This window comes from Streptomyces sp. NPDC021096 (assembly GCF_040641275.1).
Lineage (GTDB): Bacteria > Actinomycetota > Actinomycetes > Streptomycetales > Streptomycetaceae > Streptomyces.
On sequence record NZ_JBFADG010000025.1, the window covers coordinates 41,596 to 57,422 of the forward strand.

The 15,827-nt window shown below is 72.4% G+C and carries 15 protein-coding genes and 1 riboswitch; of the genes, 14 read left to right on the forward strand and 1 reads right to left on the reverse strand.

All coding sequences use genetic code 11. The features are described from left to right. Positions 1 to 75 precede the first annotated feature (75 nt). From AB0G59_RS24700 to AB0G59_RS24720, 5 genes are all read left to right on the forward strand, one after another. Positions 76 to 435: a YraN family protein gene (locus AB0G59_RS24700; RefSeq protein ID WP_360915487.1), complete on the forward strand. Its 360-nt coding sequence runs from the start codon at positions 76 to 78 to the stop codon at positions 433 to 435. Beyond that, positions 435 to 2,099 carry a YifB family Mg chelatase-like AAA ATPase gene (locus AB0G59_RS24705; protein WP_360915490.1) on the forward strand — a complete coding sequence of 555 codons (1,665 nt, stop codon included), beginning with the start codon at positions 435 to 437 and terminating at the stop codon, positions 2,097 to 2,099. The genes AB0G59_RS24700 and AB0G59_RS24705 overlap by 1 nt, the downstream gene beginning before the upstream one ends. Next, positions 2,096 to 3,283: a DNA-processing protein DprA gene (gene dprA / locus AB0G59_RS24710; RefSeq protein WP_360915493.1), complete on the forward strand. Its 1,188-nt coding sequence runs from the start codon at positions 2,096 to 2,098 to the stop codon at positions 3,281 to 3,283. Before AB0G59_RS24705 ends, dprA begins: the two co-directional genes overlap by 4 nt. 254 nt (positions 3,284 to 3,537) lie before the next feature. Next, positions 3,538 to 4,374 carry an RNA polymerase sigma factor WhiG gene (gene whiG, locus AB0G59_RS24715; protein WP_360915496.1) on the forward strand — a complete coding sequence of 279 codons (837 nt, stop codon included), beginning with the start codon at positions 3,538 to 3,540 and terminating at the stop codon, positions 4,372 to 4,374. A 94-nt stretch (positions 4,375 to 4,468) separates the two neighbouring features. Then, positions 4,469 to 5,026, forward strand: coding sequence for a TetR/AcrR family transcriptional regulator (locus AB0G59_RS24720; protein WP_071965843.1), 558 nt, complete (start codon positions 4,469 to 4,471; stop codon positions 5,024 to 5,026). Here the strand turns inward: AB0G59_RS24720 and AB0G59_RS24725 are convergent. Further along, entirely contained in the window at positions 4,980 to 5,642 is a 663-nt protein-coding gene (locus AB0G59_RS24725) for a M23 family metallopeptidase (protein ID WP_360915499.1), read from the reverse strand. The genes AB0G59_RS24720 and AB0G59_RS24725 overlap by 47 nt on opposite strands. A gap of 312 nt (positions 5,643 to 5,954) precedes the next feature. On the opposite strand from AB0G59_RS24725, the gene rpsB reads away from it, so the two are divergent. From rpsB to AB0G59_RS24770, 9 genes are all read left to right on the forward strand, one after another. Beyond that, positions 5,955 to 6,806, forward strand: coding sequence for a 30S ribosomal protein S2 (rpsB, locus tag AB0G59_RS24730; RefSeq protein WP_071965842.1), 852 nt, complete (start codon positions 5,955 to 5,957; stop codon positions 6,804 to 6,806). Positions 6,807 to 6,979: 173 nt separating this feature from the next. Beyond that, on the forward strand, positions 6,980 to 7,816 hold the full coding sequence (gene tsf, locus AB0G59_RS24735) for a translation elongation factor Ts (protein ID WP_360915502.1): 837 nt from the start codon (positions 6,980 to 6,982) through the stop codon (positions 7,814 to 7,816). Between the two features lie 161 nt (positions 7,817 to 7,977). Next, complete coding sequence (gene pyrH, locus AB0G59_RS24740) at positions 7,978 to 8,757, forward strand: UMP kinase (RefSeq protein WP_071965840.1); 780 nt, start codon at positions 7,978 to 7,980, stop codon at positions 8,755 to 8,757. Between the two features lie 167 nt (positions 8,758 to 8,924). Next, a complete protein-coding gene (gene frr, locus AB0G59_RS24745) occupies positions 8,925 to 9,482 on the forward strand; it encodes a ribosome recycling factor (RefSeq protein ID WP_360915506.1) in 558 nt (185 codons plus the stop codon). Next, a complete protein-coding gene (locus AB0G59_RS24750; RefSeq protein WP_360915509.1) occupies positions 9,482 to 10,585 on the forward strand; it encodes a phosphatidate cytidylyltransferase in 1,104 nt (367 codons plus the stop codon). The genes frr and AB0G59_RS24750 overlap by 1 nt, the downstream gene beginning before the upstream one ends. Positions 10,586 to 10,771: 186 nt before the next feature. Beyond that, entirely contained in the window at positions 10,772 to 11,881 is a 1,110-nt protein-coding gene (gene rlmN / locus AB0G59_RS24755) for a 23S rRNA (adenine(2503)-C(2))-methyltransferase RlmN (protein ID WP_360915511.1), read from the forward strand. Positions 11,882 to 11,913: 32 nt separating this feature from the next. Then, positions 11,914 to 12,019: riboswitch (TPP riboswitch) on the forward strand. After that, positions 12,015 to 13,103, forward strand: a complete 1,089-nt coding sequence (locus tag AB0G59_RS24760) for a thiamine ABC transporter substrate-binding protein (protein WP_360915515.1) — start codon at positions 12,015 to 12,017, stop codon at positions 13,101 to 13,103. (Overlaps the previous riboswitch by 5 nt.) Before the next feature lie 83 nt (positions 13,104 to 13,186). Further along, on the forward strand, positions 13,187 to 14,800 hold the full coding sequence (locus AB0G59_RS24765) for an iron ABC transporter permease (RefSeq protein ID WP_360915579.1): 1,614 nt from the start codon (positions 13,187 to 13,189) through the stop codon (positions 14,798 to 14,800). After that, complete coding sequence (locus tag AB0G59_RS24770; protein WP_360915518.1) at positions 14,801 to 15,823, forward strand: ABC transporter ATP-binding protein; 1,023 nt, start codon at positions 14,801 to 14,803, stop codon at positions 15,821 to 15,823. Positions 15,824 to 15,827 lie beyond the last annotated feature (4 nt).

A 15,827-nucleotide genomic window follows, 5' to 3' on the forward strand; every position in this document is an offset into this window, starting at 1 on the left:
ACATTCCGCCGGTTGTCCACCAAGATCCCATAGCGATCGGCGGGGGCTCCATAGTCGGCACCGGAGGTGGTGCCGATGAACGCCCGAGGGGGACTCGGCCGCTACGGGGAGAACCTGGCGGTACGGCGGCTGACCGAGGCCGGAATGACCGTGCTGGCCCGCAACTGGCGGTGCCGCGCGGGCGAGATCGACGTTGTGGCGCTGGACGGCGACGTCCTGGTCATCTGTGAGGTCAAGGCCCGGCGACAGGGGTCGTACGAACATCCGATGGCGGCGGTCCGGGCCGGCAAGGCCGACCGGCTGCGGCTGCTCGCCGGGCACTGGCTGGCCCGGCACGGCGGGTCGCCGCCGGGGGGCGTGCGGATCGACCTGGTGGGCGTGGTGGTGCCCGACCGCGGCGCGCCCCTCGTCGAGCACGTCAAGGGGGTGGCCTGATGGGCTTCGCCCGTACGTGCTCGGTGACCCTGGTCGGGGTCGAAGGGGTGGTGGTCGAGGTCCAGGCCGACCTCGAGCCCGGAGTGGCCGCCTTCACGCTGGTGGGGCTGCCCGACAAGAGCCTGGTCGAGAGCAGGGACCGGGTGCGCGCCGCGGTGGTGAACTCCGGGGCCCAGTGGCCGCAGAAGAAGCTGACCGTGGGGCTGAGCCCGGCGTCGGTGCCCAAGAGCGGTTCGGGGTTCGACCTCGCGGTGGCCGTCGCCGTCCTCGGCGCCGCCGAGGGCGTCGACCCCGCGTCCATCGCCGACCTGGTGATGATCGGCGAGCTGGGCCTGGACGGCAGGGTCCGGCCGGTGCGCGGCATCCTCCCGGCCGTCCTCGCCGCCGCCGACGCCGGCTATCAGCAGGTCGTCGTGCCCGAACAGACCGCGGCGGAGGCCGCCCTGGTGCCCGGCGTCTCGGTGCTCGGGGTGCGCAGCCTGCGCCAGCTCATCGCCGTGCTCACCGACGCCCCCGTCCCGCACGAGGAGCCGGACGGGGAGGGGCGCCCCGACGCCATGCTCGCCGGCCTGATGGTGCCCGGTGCGGGGGTGGGCTGCGGCCTGGCCACGGGCGCCCGCGGGGCAGGAGCGGGGAGCGGGCCGGATCTCGCGGACGTGGCGGGACAGCGCACGGCGCGGCTCGCCCTGGAGGTCGCCGCGGCCGGGCGCCACCACCTGCTGCTGTCGGGGCCGCCGGGCGCGGGCAAGACCATGCTGGCGGAGCGGCTGCCGGCCATCCTCCCGCCGCTCAGCCGGCAGGAGTCCCTCGAGGTGACCGCGGTGCATTCGGTGGCGGGCATGCTGCCCCCGGGCGAGCCGCTGGTCGCCAGTGCCCCCTACTGCGCGCCGCACCACTCCGCGACGATGCAGTCGCTGGTCGGCGGCGGCAACGGCCTGCCCAGGCCCGGCGCGGTCTCTCTCGCCCACCGCGGAGTTCTCTTTCTGGATGAAGCGCCCGAGTTCAGCACCAAGGCCCTGGACGCGCTGCGCCAGCCGCTGGAAGCGGGACATGTGGTGGTGGCACGCACCGCCGGTGTGGTGCGGCTGCCCGCGCGATTCCTGATGGTGCTCGCCGCCAACCCCTGCCCCTGCGGGCGGCACACGCTGCGCGGCGCGGGCTGCGAGTGCCCCGCCTCGGTGATCCGCAGATACCAGGCCCGGCTCTCGGGGCCCCTGCTGGACCGGGTGGACCTGAGGGTGGAGGTCGAATCCGTCCAGCGGGCCGACCTGATGGGCCAGGGCGGCCGGGGAGAGACGACGGCAGCGGTCGCCGAGCGCGTCGCACAGGCCCGGGAGCGGGCCGGGCGACGGCTGGCTGGCACCCCCTGGACCGCCAACAGCGAGGTGCCCGGTCACGAGCTGCGCACCCGCTGGCGGGCCGCTCCCGGAGCGCTCGCCGCCGCCGAGCGTGACCTGGAGCGCGGCCTGCTGACGGCCCGTGGGCTGGACCGGGTGCTGAGGGTCTCCTGGACCCTCGCGGACCTCGGGGGTCATGACCGCCCCGACGCCGCCGACGTGGCGCTGGCCCTGGAACTGCGCACCGGCATCGCCAGGGGAGCCCCGCTGCCCGTCCCCCGGCCGGCCCCGGTGCCCGCCCTGGCCACGGCGGGGGAGGACGGGTGACGGCCGGGGCGGTGAGCGGGGAGGAGCGGCTGGCGCGGGCGGCGCTGACGCGGCTGACCGAGCCGGGGGACGAGAACGTCGGGCGCTGGCTGGGACGGATGGGGGCCGTGCGGCTGGTGCGCGGGCTGACCGGGGCGGGGCCGCCGCCCGAGGGGGCCCGGGAGGACCGGCTGACGGGGTGCCGGGCCCGGGCCGGGACGCTCGACCCCCGCGGCGACCTCGCGACCGTGGCCCGGCTCGGCGGGCGCTTCCTGTGCCCGGGGGACACCGAGTGGCCCGGGCAGCTCGACGACCTCGGGGACGCCCGGCCCATCGGCCTGTGGGTGCGGGGCAGTCCGAACGTACGGCTGTGGGCGCTGCGGTCCGTCGCGGTGGTGGGTGCCCGGGCCTGCACCGACTACGGCTCGCGCGTCGCCGCCCTGCTCGGCTCGGGGCTCGCCGAGCGCGGGTGGGTGGTGATCTCCGGGGCGGCGTACGGCGTGGACGGGGCGGCCCACCGGGGGGCGCTCGCCGCGGGCGGGGCGACGGTGGCCGTGCTGGCCTCGGGGATCGACGTGCCCTATCCGCGCGGCCATGCCGAGCTGATCGGGCGGATCGCGGAACAGGGGCTGGTCCTCGCGGAGTTGCCGCCCGGCGGGCACCCCACGCGCAGCCGCTTCGTACTGCGCAACCGCGTCATCGCCGCGCTGACGCGCGGGACGGTGGTGGTGGAGGCCCAGTACCGCAGCGGATCCCTCGTCACGGCGCGCCGGGCGCGGGAGCTGGGCCGGCAGACGATGGGTGTGCCCGGGCCCGTGACATCGGGGCTCTCGGCCGGGGTGCATGAACTGCTGCGCGAGGGTGCGTGCCTGGTGACCGATGCCGACGAGGTCGTCGAGCTGGTCGGCAGCATCGGGGAGCTCGCCCCGCGCCGTCGCGGGCCGGTCGTGGCCAGGGACCTGCTGGACGCCGGGGCCGTCAGGGCGCTGGAGGCGGTGCCCGGGCGGGGCGGCGGGGACCTCGGCCTCATCGCCCGCGACGCCGGGATGGGCAGGGAGCACGCGCTCGCCCGCCTGTACGAACTCCAGGCGCTGGGGTTCGTGGAACGGCTGGGCGATCGCTGGCAGTTGGCTGACGCCGCGTCAACATCCGGCACCCCCAAGCCCCCCGGACGGCGCCCCCCTGCGCGGCGAGGCGGTGCTTGACCTGGGGTGATCGGGTGAAAGGGTTAAGGCGGTGACCGCGGCGGCCGATACGGCGGGCTCCGTGCGGCCGGCGGGCACCCCCAGTGGCCGTCACACGGAAGCGGCCCGCGGAAGGTGTCCGCCCCCGCGGAAAGTATCCGTGTATATCGAAGGGGTCTCCTCGCTCACCGCAGTGGCGCGCTCACGCTACGCTCACGGAATCCATCCATTCGTACCACCGGTCCACGTCACAGCAGAACGGCTCAAGACGACGAATGCCCCAGCACACCTCCGGGTCCGACCGCGCGGCGGCACCGCCAGCAGCGCGTGGCGCCGTGCGCCCGCCCGCACCCTCGACGCTCGATGAGCTGTGGCGGTCGTACAAGGCCTCGGGCGACGACCGGCTGCGGGAGCAGTTGATCCTCCACTACTCGCCCCTGGTGAAGTACGTGGCGGGGCGGGTCAGCGTCGGGCTGCCGCCCAACGTCGAACAGGCGGACTTCGTCTCCTCCGGCATCTTCGGCCTCATCGACGCCATCGAGAAGTTCGACCCCGCCCGTTCCATCAAGTTCGAGACCTATGCGATCACCCGCATCCGGGGCGCGATGATCGACGAACTGAGGGCGCTGGACTGGATCCCGCGCTCCGTCCGGCAGAAGGCGCGCGCCGTCGAGCGCGCCTACGCCACCCTCGAGGCCGAGCTGCGCCGAACGCCCTCCGAGGCGGAGGTGGCCGCCGAGATGGGGATCACCCTCGACGAACTGCACGCGGTCTTCAGTCAGTTGTCGCTGGCCAACGTGGTGGCGCTGGAGGAGCTGCTGCACGTGGGCGGCGAGGGCGGCGACCGGCTGAGCCTGATGGACACACTCGAGGACACCGCCGCCGACGACCCCGTCGAGGTCGCCGAGGACCACGAGCTGCGCAGGCTGCTCGCCCGCGCCATCAACACTCTCCCCGAGCGGGAGAAGACCGTGGTCACCCTCTACTACTACGAGGGCCTCACCCTCGCCGAGATCGGTCACGTCCTCGGCGTCACGGAGAGCAGGGTCAGCCAGATCCACACCAAGTCGGTCCTCCAGCTCCGGGCCAAGCTCGCCGACGTGGGCCGCTGAATCGCGGTCCCGGTCGCTGAATCGTCCCTCCAGCGTCGTCCCCGGCGGGGCCTGTCCGTAAAGTGGGACCGTGCCCAGGATTCGAGCGGCCTCAGTGGCCGAGCACCGGACGATGCAGCGCGGCGCCCTGCTGGACGCCGCCCGCTCCCTGCTGTCCGAAGGCGGAACGGAGGCGCTGACCTTCCCCGCCCTCGCCGAGCGCACGGGACTCGCGCGGTCCTCGGTCTATGAGTACTTCCGCTCCCGGGCCGCCGTGGTCGAGGAGCTGTGCGCCGTCGACTTCCCCGTCTGGGCGGCGGAGGTCGAGGCCGCCATGGAGCGCGCCGACACGCCGGAGGGGAAGATCGAGGCGTATGTGCGACAGCAGCTCGCGCTCGTCGGCGACCGCCGCCACCGCGCCGTCGTCGCCATCTCCGCCGGGGAGCTGGACGCCGGCGCCCGCGAGAAGATCCGCGCCGCGCACGGCGGCCTGGTGACCATGGTCGGGGAGGCCCTCATCGCCCTCGGCCACGACCAGCCGCGCCTGACGGCCATGCTGCTCCAGGGCGTGGTGGACGCCGCCGTGCGCCGCATCGAGCTCGGCGCGGCCGAGGAGCCCGACCACATCACGGAGGCGGCTGTCTCCATGGCCCTGCGCGGAGTGCGGGGCTGATGCCACCGCCGCCGGCGCCGAGCGGCCCGGACAGCGGCAGCAGCCGCGAGGGCGGGCGCCGCAGCATCCACGGCGGCAGCAGGCCCAGCGGGTCCAGATAGACGGCACCGCGCCGCAGCCCCCAGTGCAGGCAGCCCGCCGCGCAGTGGGCCGGCCCGGCCTCCAGCACCCCCACGACCTCGCCCGCCGCCACGGCCCGGCCCTCGCCCACCGTGGCCCGCACCGGCTCGTAGGTCGTGCGCAGCGGAGGGTCGCCCGTGCCGGCCAGCTCTACGGAGACCACCCCGCGCCCGGCGACCGTGCCCGCGAAGGAGACCGTCCCCGGGGCGGCCGCCCGTACCCAGGCTCCCGGCCGGGCCTCCAGGTCCACCCCGCGGTGACCCGCCGCCCAGGGCGCCGGGGGTGGCTCCCAGGCGCGCAGCACCAGCGGCCGGGCACCGCGCGATCCCGCGACCGGCCAGGCGCGGTCCCCGCCCGGCGCCGCGGGCCCCGGACGCGCCGGTCCCGGCCCCGGTGGCGCGGGCCCTGATACGGCTGGGGCGCATGTGAACCATGTGATGAGTGGGGGCAGCATCCAGAGCAGGAGTGCTCGCACGGCGGTACGCAGTCGTCGCATGGCGTCACCCTGGCCGTGATCGCCGGATCGCGGGGATCTTGACCGGGTTCTGTGGACTACTCGCCGGTTGTGGACAACGCCGTCACCCGGGGGTTCTCCGGTCCCGTACACTTCTCATGGCGATCCGGGTCACCGGGTCGACTTCGCACGCCCCGCCACCGGCGCGTCAGACCCTCTCGGGCAGCACGGTGGCCGTGTCTCTCGGTCCATGGAACGGCTCTCGCAAGGGCGCCGTCCACGGCAGGCGCGTCGGGGCGTCAGGAGCGGCGGCCGCCCGGCCGTCGTGTAACCGAGTATGCAAGGAGCGCGGCCATGGCCGTCGTCACGATGCGGGAGCTGCTGGAGAGCGGCGTCCACTTCGGTCACCAGACCCGTCGTTGGAACCCGAAGATGAAGCGTTTCATCTTCACGGAGCGCAACGGCATCTACATCATCGACCTGCTCCAGTCGCTGTCGTACATCGACCGCGCCTACGAGTTCGTCAAGGAGACCGTCGCGCACGGCGGCTCCATCATGTTCGTCGGTACGAAGAAGCAGGCCCAGGAGGCCATCGCCGAGCAGGCGACGCGCGTCGGCATGCCCTACGTCAACCAGCGCTGGCTGGGCGGCATGCTCACCAACTTCTCGACCGTCTACAAGCGCCTGCAGCGCCTGAAGGAGCTCGAGCTCATCGACTTCGAGGATGTGGCCGCCTCCGGCCTCACCAAGAAGGAGCTCCTGGTCCTCTCCCGCGAGAAGGCCAAGCTCGAGAAGACCCTCGGCGGTATCCGCGAGATGCAGAAGGTGCCCAGCGCCGTCTGGATCGTGGACACCAAGAAGGAGCACATCGCCGTCGGTGAGGCGCGCAAGCTGCGCATCCCCGTCGTCGCGATCCTCGACACCAACTGCGACCCCGACGAGGTCGACTACAAGATCCCGGGCAACGACGACGCCATCCGCTCCGTCACCCTGCTCACCCGCGTGATCGCCGACGCCGTCGCCGAGGGCCTCATCGCCCGCTCCGGTGCCGCCACCGGTGACGCGAAGGCCGACAAGGCCGCCGGCGAGCCGCTGGCCGAGTGGGAGCGCGACCTGCTCGAGGGCGAGAAGAAGGCCGACGAGAAGCCGGCCGAGGCTCCGGCCGCCGAGGCCGAGAAGCCGGCCGCGGACGCCGAGCAGGCCTGACGTCCTGCCCTGTCGACGGCGGGGGTGTGACCCCCGCCGTCGGTCGGTGGATCCACTGTCGGACCCCGTCAGCGGGACGGGGGCCGTCAGGTGTGGTGACCTCAAGACGGACCAGCCTTGCCAGTGACGCCCGAAGGCCCTGGCAGGGCGTAGTGCAGAAGAAGGATTGAAGGATGGCGAACTTCACCGCCGCTGACGTCAAGAAGCTCCGCGAGCAGACCGGCGCCGGCATGATGGACTGCAAGAAGGCGCTCGACGAGGCCGAGGGCAACCTCGAGAAGGCCGTCGAGATCGTCCGCGTCAAGGGCCTGAAGGGCGTGGCCAAGCGCGAGAGCCGCACCACCGAGAACGGCGCCGTCGTCTCCGTCATCGCCGACGACAACACCTCCGGTGTCATCGTCGAGCTGAAGTGCGAGACCGACTTCGTCGCCAAGGGTGAGAAGTTCATCGCCGTCGCCAACGCCCTGGCCGCCCACATCGCCAAGGCCGCCCCGGCCGACGTCGAGGCGCTGATGGCGTCCGAGATCGAGGCCGGCAAGACCGTCCAGGCGTTCGTGGACGAGGCCAACGCCACCCTCGGTGAGAAGATCGTCGTCGACCGCTTCGCGCAGTTCGCCGGCGGTTTCGTCTCCGCGTACATGCACCGCACCGCCGCGGACCTGCCCCCGCAGGTCGGCGTGCTGGTCGAGCTGGACAAGGAGAACGCCGAGGTCGCCAAGGACGTCGCGCAGCACATCGCCGCGTTCGCGCCGAAGTTCCTCTCCCGCGAGGAGATCCCGGCCGACGTCGTCGAGAACGAGCGTCGCGTCGCCGAGGCCACCGCTCGCGAGGAGGGCAAGCCCGAGGCTGCCCTGCCGAAGATCGTCGAGGGTCGCGTCACGGGCTTCTTCAAGGAGAGCGTCCTGCTGGACCAGGCGTTCGCCAAGGACAACAAGAAGACCGTCCAGAAGATCCTGGACGAGGCCGGTGTCACGCTGAAGCGCTTCGCCCGCATCCGCGTCGGCGCCTGAGCCCTCGCAGGACAGCGAATGACCCGCGACCCGCTAGGGTCGTACGCAGCCGACCGTCCACCGGCCGGCCGCTGATGTGACGAGGAGGCCATTGCCGCAGAAGGAACCGAAAGGATCCATCCGGCAATGGCCTTCTTCGTATGTGCACGAGGAGAACTCCAATGAACCAGGGCGCGGACACCAAGCAGGCCGCCGACGACAAGAGCGCCGACCAGGGCAAGCCCCGTCGGTTCCTGCTGAAACTGTCAGGTGAGGCCTTCGCCGGTGGCGGCGGACTGGGCGTCGACCCCGACGTCGTGCACGCCATCGCCCGCGAGATCGCGGCCGTGGTCCGTGAGGGCTACGAGATCGCCGTGGTCATCGGCGGCGGCAACTTCTTCCGCGGCGCCGAGCTCCAGCAGCGCGGCATGGACCGGGCCCGCTCGGACTACATGGGCATGCTCGGCACCGTGATGAACAGCCTCGCCCTCCAGGACTTCCTGGCCAAGGAAGGCGTCGAGACCCGGGTCCAGACCGGCATCACCATGGGCCAGGTCGCCGAGCCGTTCATCCCGCTGCGCGCCGTGCGCCACCTGGAGAAGGGCCGCGTCGTGATCTTCGGCGCGGGCATGGGCATGCCCTACTTCTCCACCGACACCACCGCCGCCCAGCGCGCCCTCGAGGTCCACGCCGAGGCGATCCTCATGGGCAAGAACGGCGTCGACGGGGTCTACGACTCCGACCCCAAGAAGAACCCCGACGCGGTGAAGTTCGACGCGCTGGAGTACGGCGAGGTGCTCGCCCGCGGCCTCAAGGTCGCCGACGCCACCGCCATCAGCCTGTGCATGGACAACAAGCTGCCGATCCTGGTCTTCGAGCTGCTGGCCGAGGGCAACATCGCGCGTGCGGTGAAGGGTGAGAAGATCGGCACGCTCGTGAGCGACCAGGCCACGCGGGCCTGAGCCCGCACCGCCGCCCGTACCGCGCACCGAAGGGGCACGGGCGGCAACCCCGTGCCGTGGGAAGACCTCGGCACGGGGATGGACAACTGCCTGCCGGTCGGACACCGTGCAGGAGAAGACGCGCGCAGGGGCGAGGCTCTGCTTACTGATAACACCAGGAGCAAGTGGTGATCGAAGAGATCCTCCTCGAGGCCGAGGAGAAGATGGAGAAGGCCGTCGTGGTCGCCAAGGAGGACTTCGCGGCGATCCGCACCGGGCGTGCGCACCCGGCGATGTTCAACAAGATCGTGGCGGACTACTACGGTGCGCTGACGCCCATCAACCAGCTGGCGTCGTTCTCGGTGCCCGAGCCGCGCATGGCCGTGGTCACGCCGTTCGACAAGAGCGCGCTGCGCAACATCGAGCAGGCGATCCGCGACTCGGACCTCGGCGTCAACCCGAGCAACGACGGCAACATCATCCGGGTGACCTTCCCGGAGCTGACCGAGCAGCGCCGCAGGGAGTTCGTCAAGGTCGCCAAGACCAAGGCCGAGGACGCCAAGGTCTCGATCCGCTCCATCCGCCGCAAGGCGAAGGACGCCCTCGACAAGCTCGTCAAGGACAAGGAGTCCGGCGAGGACGAGGTGCGCCGCGCGGAGAAGGAGCTCGACGACACCACCGCGAAGTACGTCGCGCAGGTGGACGAGCTGCTCAAGCACAAGGAATCCGAGCTGCTCGAGGTCTGATGAACGACGCATCCTGGGGAGCCCCGCCGCGCGCCGGACACTGGGGGTCCACCGATCAGGGACTCGCCCCCGGCTACCCCCGGGAGGTGCCCCTTCCGGCGGGTCCCCTGCACGACGTGGGCGTCGCGGCGCAGACTCGGCCCATGCCTATCGTGCCCGGAGCAGGGGGAGACCAGGACGACCGTGAGCAGGGGGCCGCCCACATCGGTGGTCCCCTGTTCCGCGATGAACAGGAGCCCGACATCCGGCCGCAGGAGCCTGCCACCCCCCAGGGGGCCAAGGCGAAGAAGAGCGCGGGCCGGGATCTGCGTGCCGCGATAGGGGTCGGTATCGGCCTCGGCGCGGTGATCCTCGCCTCCTTGTTCATCTACAAGCCCGTCTTCCTCGGCGTGATCGTTCTCGCCGTGGTGGTCGGGCTGTGGGAGCTGACCTCCCGGCTCGCCGAGCGCAAGGCCATCAAGGCACCCCTGGTGCCGCTGGCCATCGGCGGCGCCGCGATGATCGTCGCGGGCTATGTCAACGGGCCCGAGGGCGCGTGGGTGGCCATGGCCTTCACCGCGCTCGCCGTGCTGGTGTGGCGCATGACCGAGCCGCCGGACGACTACCTCAAGGACGTCACCGCCGGCGTCTTCGCGGCGTTCTACGTGCCGTTCCTGGCCACCTTCGTGGCGCTGATGCTCTCGGCGGAGGACGGCGCCTGGCGGGTGCTGACGTTCCTCGTCCTGACGGTCGTCAGCGACACCGGGGCCTACGCGGTGGGCTGGCGGTTCGGCAAGCACAAGCTCGCCCCGCGCATCAGCCCCGGCAAGACCCGCGAGGGGCTCCTCGGCGCCGTGGCGTTCGCCATGGTGGCGGGCGCGCTGTGCATGCACTTCCTGATCGAGGACGGCGTGTGGTGGGAGGGGCTGCTGCTCGGCCTCGCGGTCGCCGTCAGCGCCACGCTGGGCGATCTCGGCGAGTCGATGATCAAGCGGGACCTGGGCATCAAGGACATGGGCGCCCTGCTGCCCGGCCACGGAGGGATCATGGACCGGCTGGACTCGCTCCTGCCGACCGCGCCCGTGGTGTGGCTGCTGATGGTGGCGTTCGTGGGCTCCGCCTAGATCGAATCGGGCCCGGATGCGGGCCAGGTACCCTGGAAGGGCTCGTCGCTGCGCGGCGGGCCCTTTTCCGGCCCCGCGCACGCGGGGGTGCCCCTTTCTGAGACCTCCGGGTTCCGGCATCGTCCTGCCGCTGGCTCCGCGACTGCGGAGATCATCCGCTCTCGTCGCAATGAGGAGTTTTCGCTCATGGCCCCCGCGCCTGGAGAACTGACGTTCGTCGCCCCCCGCGGGGCCAAGCTGCCCCCGCGGCACCTTGCCGACCTCACCCCCGCCGAGCGCCGCGAGGCCGTCGCCGCGATCGGCGAGAAGCCGTTCCGCGCCAAGCAGCTCTCCCAGCACTACTTCGCCCGGTACGCGCACGACCCGGCGGCCTGGACGGACATCCCGGCCGCGTCCCGCGAGAAGCTCGCCGGCGAGCTGCTGCCGGACCTGATGAGCGTGGTGCGGCACATCTCGTGCGACAACGACACCACCCGCAAGACCCTGTGGCGCCTGCACGACGGCAAGCTCGTCGAGTCCGTCCTGATGCGCTACCCCGACCGGGTCACCATGTGCATCAGCTCCCAGGCCGGCTGCGGCATGAACTGCCCGTTCTGCGCCACCGGCCAGGCGGGCCTGGACCGCAACCTCTCGACGGCCGAGATCGTGCACCAGATCGTCGACGGCATGCGCGCCCTGCGCGACGGCGACGTCCCCGGCGGCCCCGCCCGGCTGTCCAACATCGTCTTCATGGGCATGGGCGAGCCGCTGGCCAACTACAAGCGCGTCGTCGGCGCCATCCGCCGGCTGACCGACCCCGAGCCCGACGGCCTGGGCCTCTCCCAGCGCGGCATCACCGTCTCCACGGTGGGCCTGGTCCCGGCGATGCACCGCTTCGCCGACGAGGGCTTCAAGTGCCGGCTCGCGGTCTCGCTGCACGCGCCGGACGACGAGCTGCGCGACACCCTCGTGCCGGTCAACACCCGCTGGAAGGTCCGCGAGGTCCTCGACGCCGCCTGGGAGTACGCGGAGAAGTCCGGCCGCCGCATCTCCATCGAGTACGCCCTGATCCGCGACATCAACGACCAGGCGTGGCGCGGTGACCTGCTCGGCAGGCTCCTCAAGGGCAAGCGGGTGCACGTCAACCTCATCCCGCTCAACCCCACCCCCGGCTCGAAGTGGACGGCGTCCCGGCCGGAGGACGAGCGGGCCTTCGTCGAGGCGATCGCGGCCCACGGCGTGCCCGTGACCGTGCGTGACACCCGGGGCCAGGAGATCGACGGGGCGTGCGGACAGCTGGCCGCCACCGAGCGCTGATACTGTCCCTCTGCATCAACTCGTACAAATGAACAATCCGACAGGGGAGCGCAGCAAGCGCTGAGAGTGCGGCACGGCCCGCAGACCCTCGGACCTGATCCGGGTCATACCGGCGTAGGGAGTCAGCACCACCATGAACACCAACCTTCGGCGTGCCCTCGGCGCGGCGGCCGCCGTCGCGCTGGGCCTGCCCGCCCTCGCGGCCTGCGGCTCGGACGACAAGGGCTCGGGGGCGTCCGGGGACAAGACCGTCACCCTCGTCTCGCACGACTCCTTCACGGCCTCCAAGGACGTGCTCGAGAAGTTCACCGAGCAGACCGGCTACACCGTCAAGGTCCTCAAGAGCGGCGACGCCGGCCGGGCCGTCAACCAGGCGATCCTCTCCAAGAGCCACCCGCAGGGCGACGTCTTCTTCGGCGTCGACAACACCCTGCTCTCCCGCGCGCTCGACAACGGCCTGTTCGCGCCGTACGAGGCCAAGGGCCTGGACGGCGTCCCCAAGGACCTCCAGGCCGACGCCGCCGAGCACCGGGTCACCCCGGTCGACACCGGCGACATCTGCGTCAACTACGACCGCGCCTACTTCGCGGACCACAAGCTGGCCCCGCCGCAGTCCTTCGACGACCTGGTCAAGCCGGAGTACAAGAACCTCCTGGTCACCGAGAACGCCGCGACCTCCTCGCCCGGCCTGGCCTTCCAGCTCGCCACCGCCGCCAAGTACGGCGACGACGGCTGGAAGGACTACTGGAAGAAGCTGAAGGACAACGGCGTCGAGGTCGTCGACGGCTGGGAGCAGGCCTACAACGACCGCTTCTCCGGCTCCGCCGCCGGAAGGAAGGCCAAGGGCGACAAGCCCCTGGTCGTCTCCTACGCCTCCAGCCCGCCCGCCGAGGTCCTCGGCGTGAAGCCGGAGCCCAAGGAGGGCCCGACCGGCGTGGCGACGGGCACCTGCTTCCGCCAGATCGAGTTCGCGGGCCTGCTCAAGGGCGCCAAGAACGCCGAGGGCGGCAAGGCCCTGATCGACTTCCTGCTGAGCAGGACGTTCCAGGAGGACATGCCCCTCCAGATGTTCGTCAAGCCGGCCCACCAGGACGCCAAGCTGCCCGAGGTCTTCACCAAGTACGGCGCGCGGATCGACCGCCCGGAGACGCTCGCGCCCGAGAAGATCGCCAAGAACCGCGACCAGTGGGTCAAGGAATGGTCCTCGCTCGTCCTGAAGTAGGTCCCGAGACCGGCCCCGGAGCGGCCGCCCGTCAGGCACCCCTGCCGGGCGGCCCCCGGCGGACGGCGACGCGGCTCGCCCTGATGGCCGTGCCGCTCGCCTTCTTCGGGGTCTTCTTCGCCTACCCCGTCGCCGCGATCGTCTCCCGTGGCCTGAAGGCCGGCGGCCAGTGGCAGCTCGCCCGCATCGGCGAGGTCGTCACCGACCCCCGCATCGGCGACGTCCTGTGGTTCACCACCTGGCAGGCCGCCGCCTCCACCGCCCTCACGCTCCTGCTCGCGCTCCCCGGCGCGTACGTCTTCGCGCGCTTCGACTTCCCCGGCAAGCACCTGCTGAGGGCCGTGGTCACCGTCCCCTTCGTGCTGCCGACCGTCGTGGTCGGCTCGGCCTTCCTGGCGCTGCTGGGACGCGGGGGGCTGCTGGACGAGCTGTGGGGGGTGCGTCTGGACACCACGGTCTGGGCGATCCTCCTCGCCCACGTCTTCTTCAACTACGCCGTCGTCGTCCGTACGGTCGGCGGCCTGTGGGCCCAGCTCGACCCCCGCCAGGAGGAGGCGGCGCGCGTCCTGGGCGCCGGCCGCCTCGCCGCCTGGCGGCGGGTGACCCTGCCCGCGCTGGGCCCGGCCGTGGCCGCCGCCGCCCTGATGGTCTTCCTGTTCACCTTCACCTCCTTCGGCGTCGTCCAGATCCTCGGAGGGCCGCACTACGCCACGCTGGAAGTGGAGATCTACCAGCAGACCGCGCAGCTGCTGGACCTGCCCACGGCCGCCGTCCTCACCCTCGTGCAGTTCGCGGCCGTGGCCGCCCTGCTGGGTGTGCACGCCTGGACCGTGCGGCGGCGGGAGGCGACGCTGAAGCTGGTGGACGCCTCCCGCACCGCCCGCCGCCCGCAGGGCGCCGCCCAGTGGGCGCTGCTGGGCTCGGTCCTGGCCGTCGTCGCGCTGCTCGTGCTCGTACCGCTCGTGGTGCTCGTCCTGCGCTCCTTCGACGGGCCCGACGGCTACGGCCTGGCCTTCTACCGCGCCCTGGCCTCGGCGGGCGAGGGCGGCGGTACGTTCGTCGTCGCGCCCCTGGAGGCGATCGGCAACTCCCTGGCGTACGCGCTGGCCGCCACGGTCATCGCGGTGGTGGTGGGCGGTCTCGCCGCGGCGGCGCTCACCCGGCGCGAGGGCCGGCTCGTGCGGGGCTTCGACGCGCTGCTGATGCTGCCCCTGGGCACCTCCGCCGTGACCGTCGGCTTCGGCTTCCTGATCGCGCTGGACGAGCCTCCGCTGGACCTGCGCACCTCCTGGATCCTGGTGCCGCTGGCCCAGGCCCTGGTGGGCGTGCCCTTCGTCGTACGGACCGTCCTGCCGGTACTGCGCGCGGTGGACGCCCGGCTGCGGGAGGCCGCGGCCGTGCTCGGCGCCTCGCCACTGCGGGCGTGGCGCGAGGTGGACCTGCCCCTGGTCGGGCGGGCGCTCGCGGTGGCGGCGGGCTTCGCGTTCGCCGTGTCGCTGGGCGAGTTCGGGGCCACCGTCTTCATCGCCCGGCCCGACAGCCCCACCCTTCCGGTGGCCGTGGCCCGGCTGCTCGGCCGCCCGGGCGAGCTCAATTACGGCCAGGCGATGGCCCTCAGCACGATCCTGATGCTGGTGTGCGCGGTGGCGCTGCTGGTACTGGAGCGCATTCGCACCGACCGTACGGGAGAGTTCTAGGTGTCCTTGCTGCGACTCGAAGGGGTGACCGTCGGCTTCGGCGGGCGGCCCGCCCTGGACGCCGTCGACCTCGCCGTCGCCGAGCACGAGATCGTCTGTGTGCTCGGGCCGTCCGGCAGCGGCAAGTCCACGCTGCTGCGGGTGGTGGCCGGGCTGCAGCGGGCGGACGCCGGGCGGGTGTCCCTGGCGGGCGAGGACCAGGCCGGGGTGCCCACGCACCGGCGCGGCGTGGGCCTGATGTTCCAGGACCACCAGCTCTTCCCGCAGCGGGACGTGGCCGGCAACGTCGCCTTCGGGCTGCGCATGCGCGGTGCGGGGCGGGCGGAGACGGCGCGCCGGGTGGACGAGCTGCTGGACCTGGTGGGCCTGCCGGGCGCGCACAAGCGGTCGGTGGGGCAGCTGTCGGGCGGTGAGCAGCAGCGCGTCGCCCTGGCCCGGGCGCTGGCCCCCGAGCCGCGGCTGCTGATGCTGGACGAGCCGCTGGGGCAGCTGGACCGGGGCCTGCGGGAACGGCTCGTGGTGGAGCTGCGGTCGCTCTTCGGCCGGCTGGGCACGACGGTGCTGGCGGTCACCCATGACCAGGGCGAGGCGTTCGCCCTCGCCGACCGGGTGGTGGTGATGCGCGACGGGCGGATCGCCCAGGCGGGTACGCCGCTGGAGGTCTGGCAGCGGCCGGCGTCGGAGTTCGTGGCCCGCTTCCTGGGCTTCGACAACGTGGTCGAGGCGACCGTGCGGGGTGGCTCCGCGGAGACGGTGTGGGGCCGGGTGCCCGTGCCTTCGGGGACGCCGGAGGGGGCGTGCCGGGTGCTGGTGCGGCCGGCGGGGGTGCGGATCGCTTCGGCGGCCGAGGGGCTGCCGTGTGCCGTGGTGGCGCGGACGTTCCGGGGGGACCACGTGGCCGTGATGCTGCGGCCGGAGGAGGGGCCTCAGCTGGAGGCGGCTTGTGCGCTGGCGTCTGCGCCAGGGCTGGGGGAGCGGGTGGGAGTGATGTTCGGGGCGGACGAGGTCGCGGTTCTCCCCTGACCCG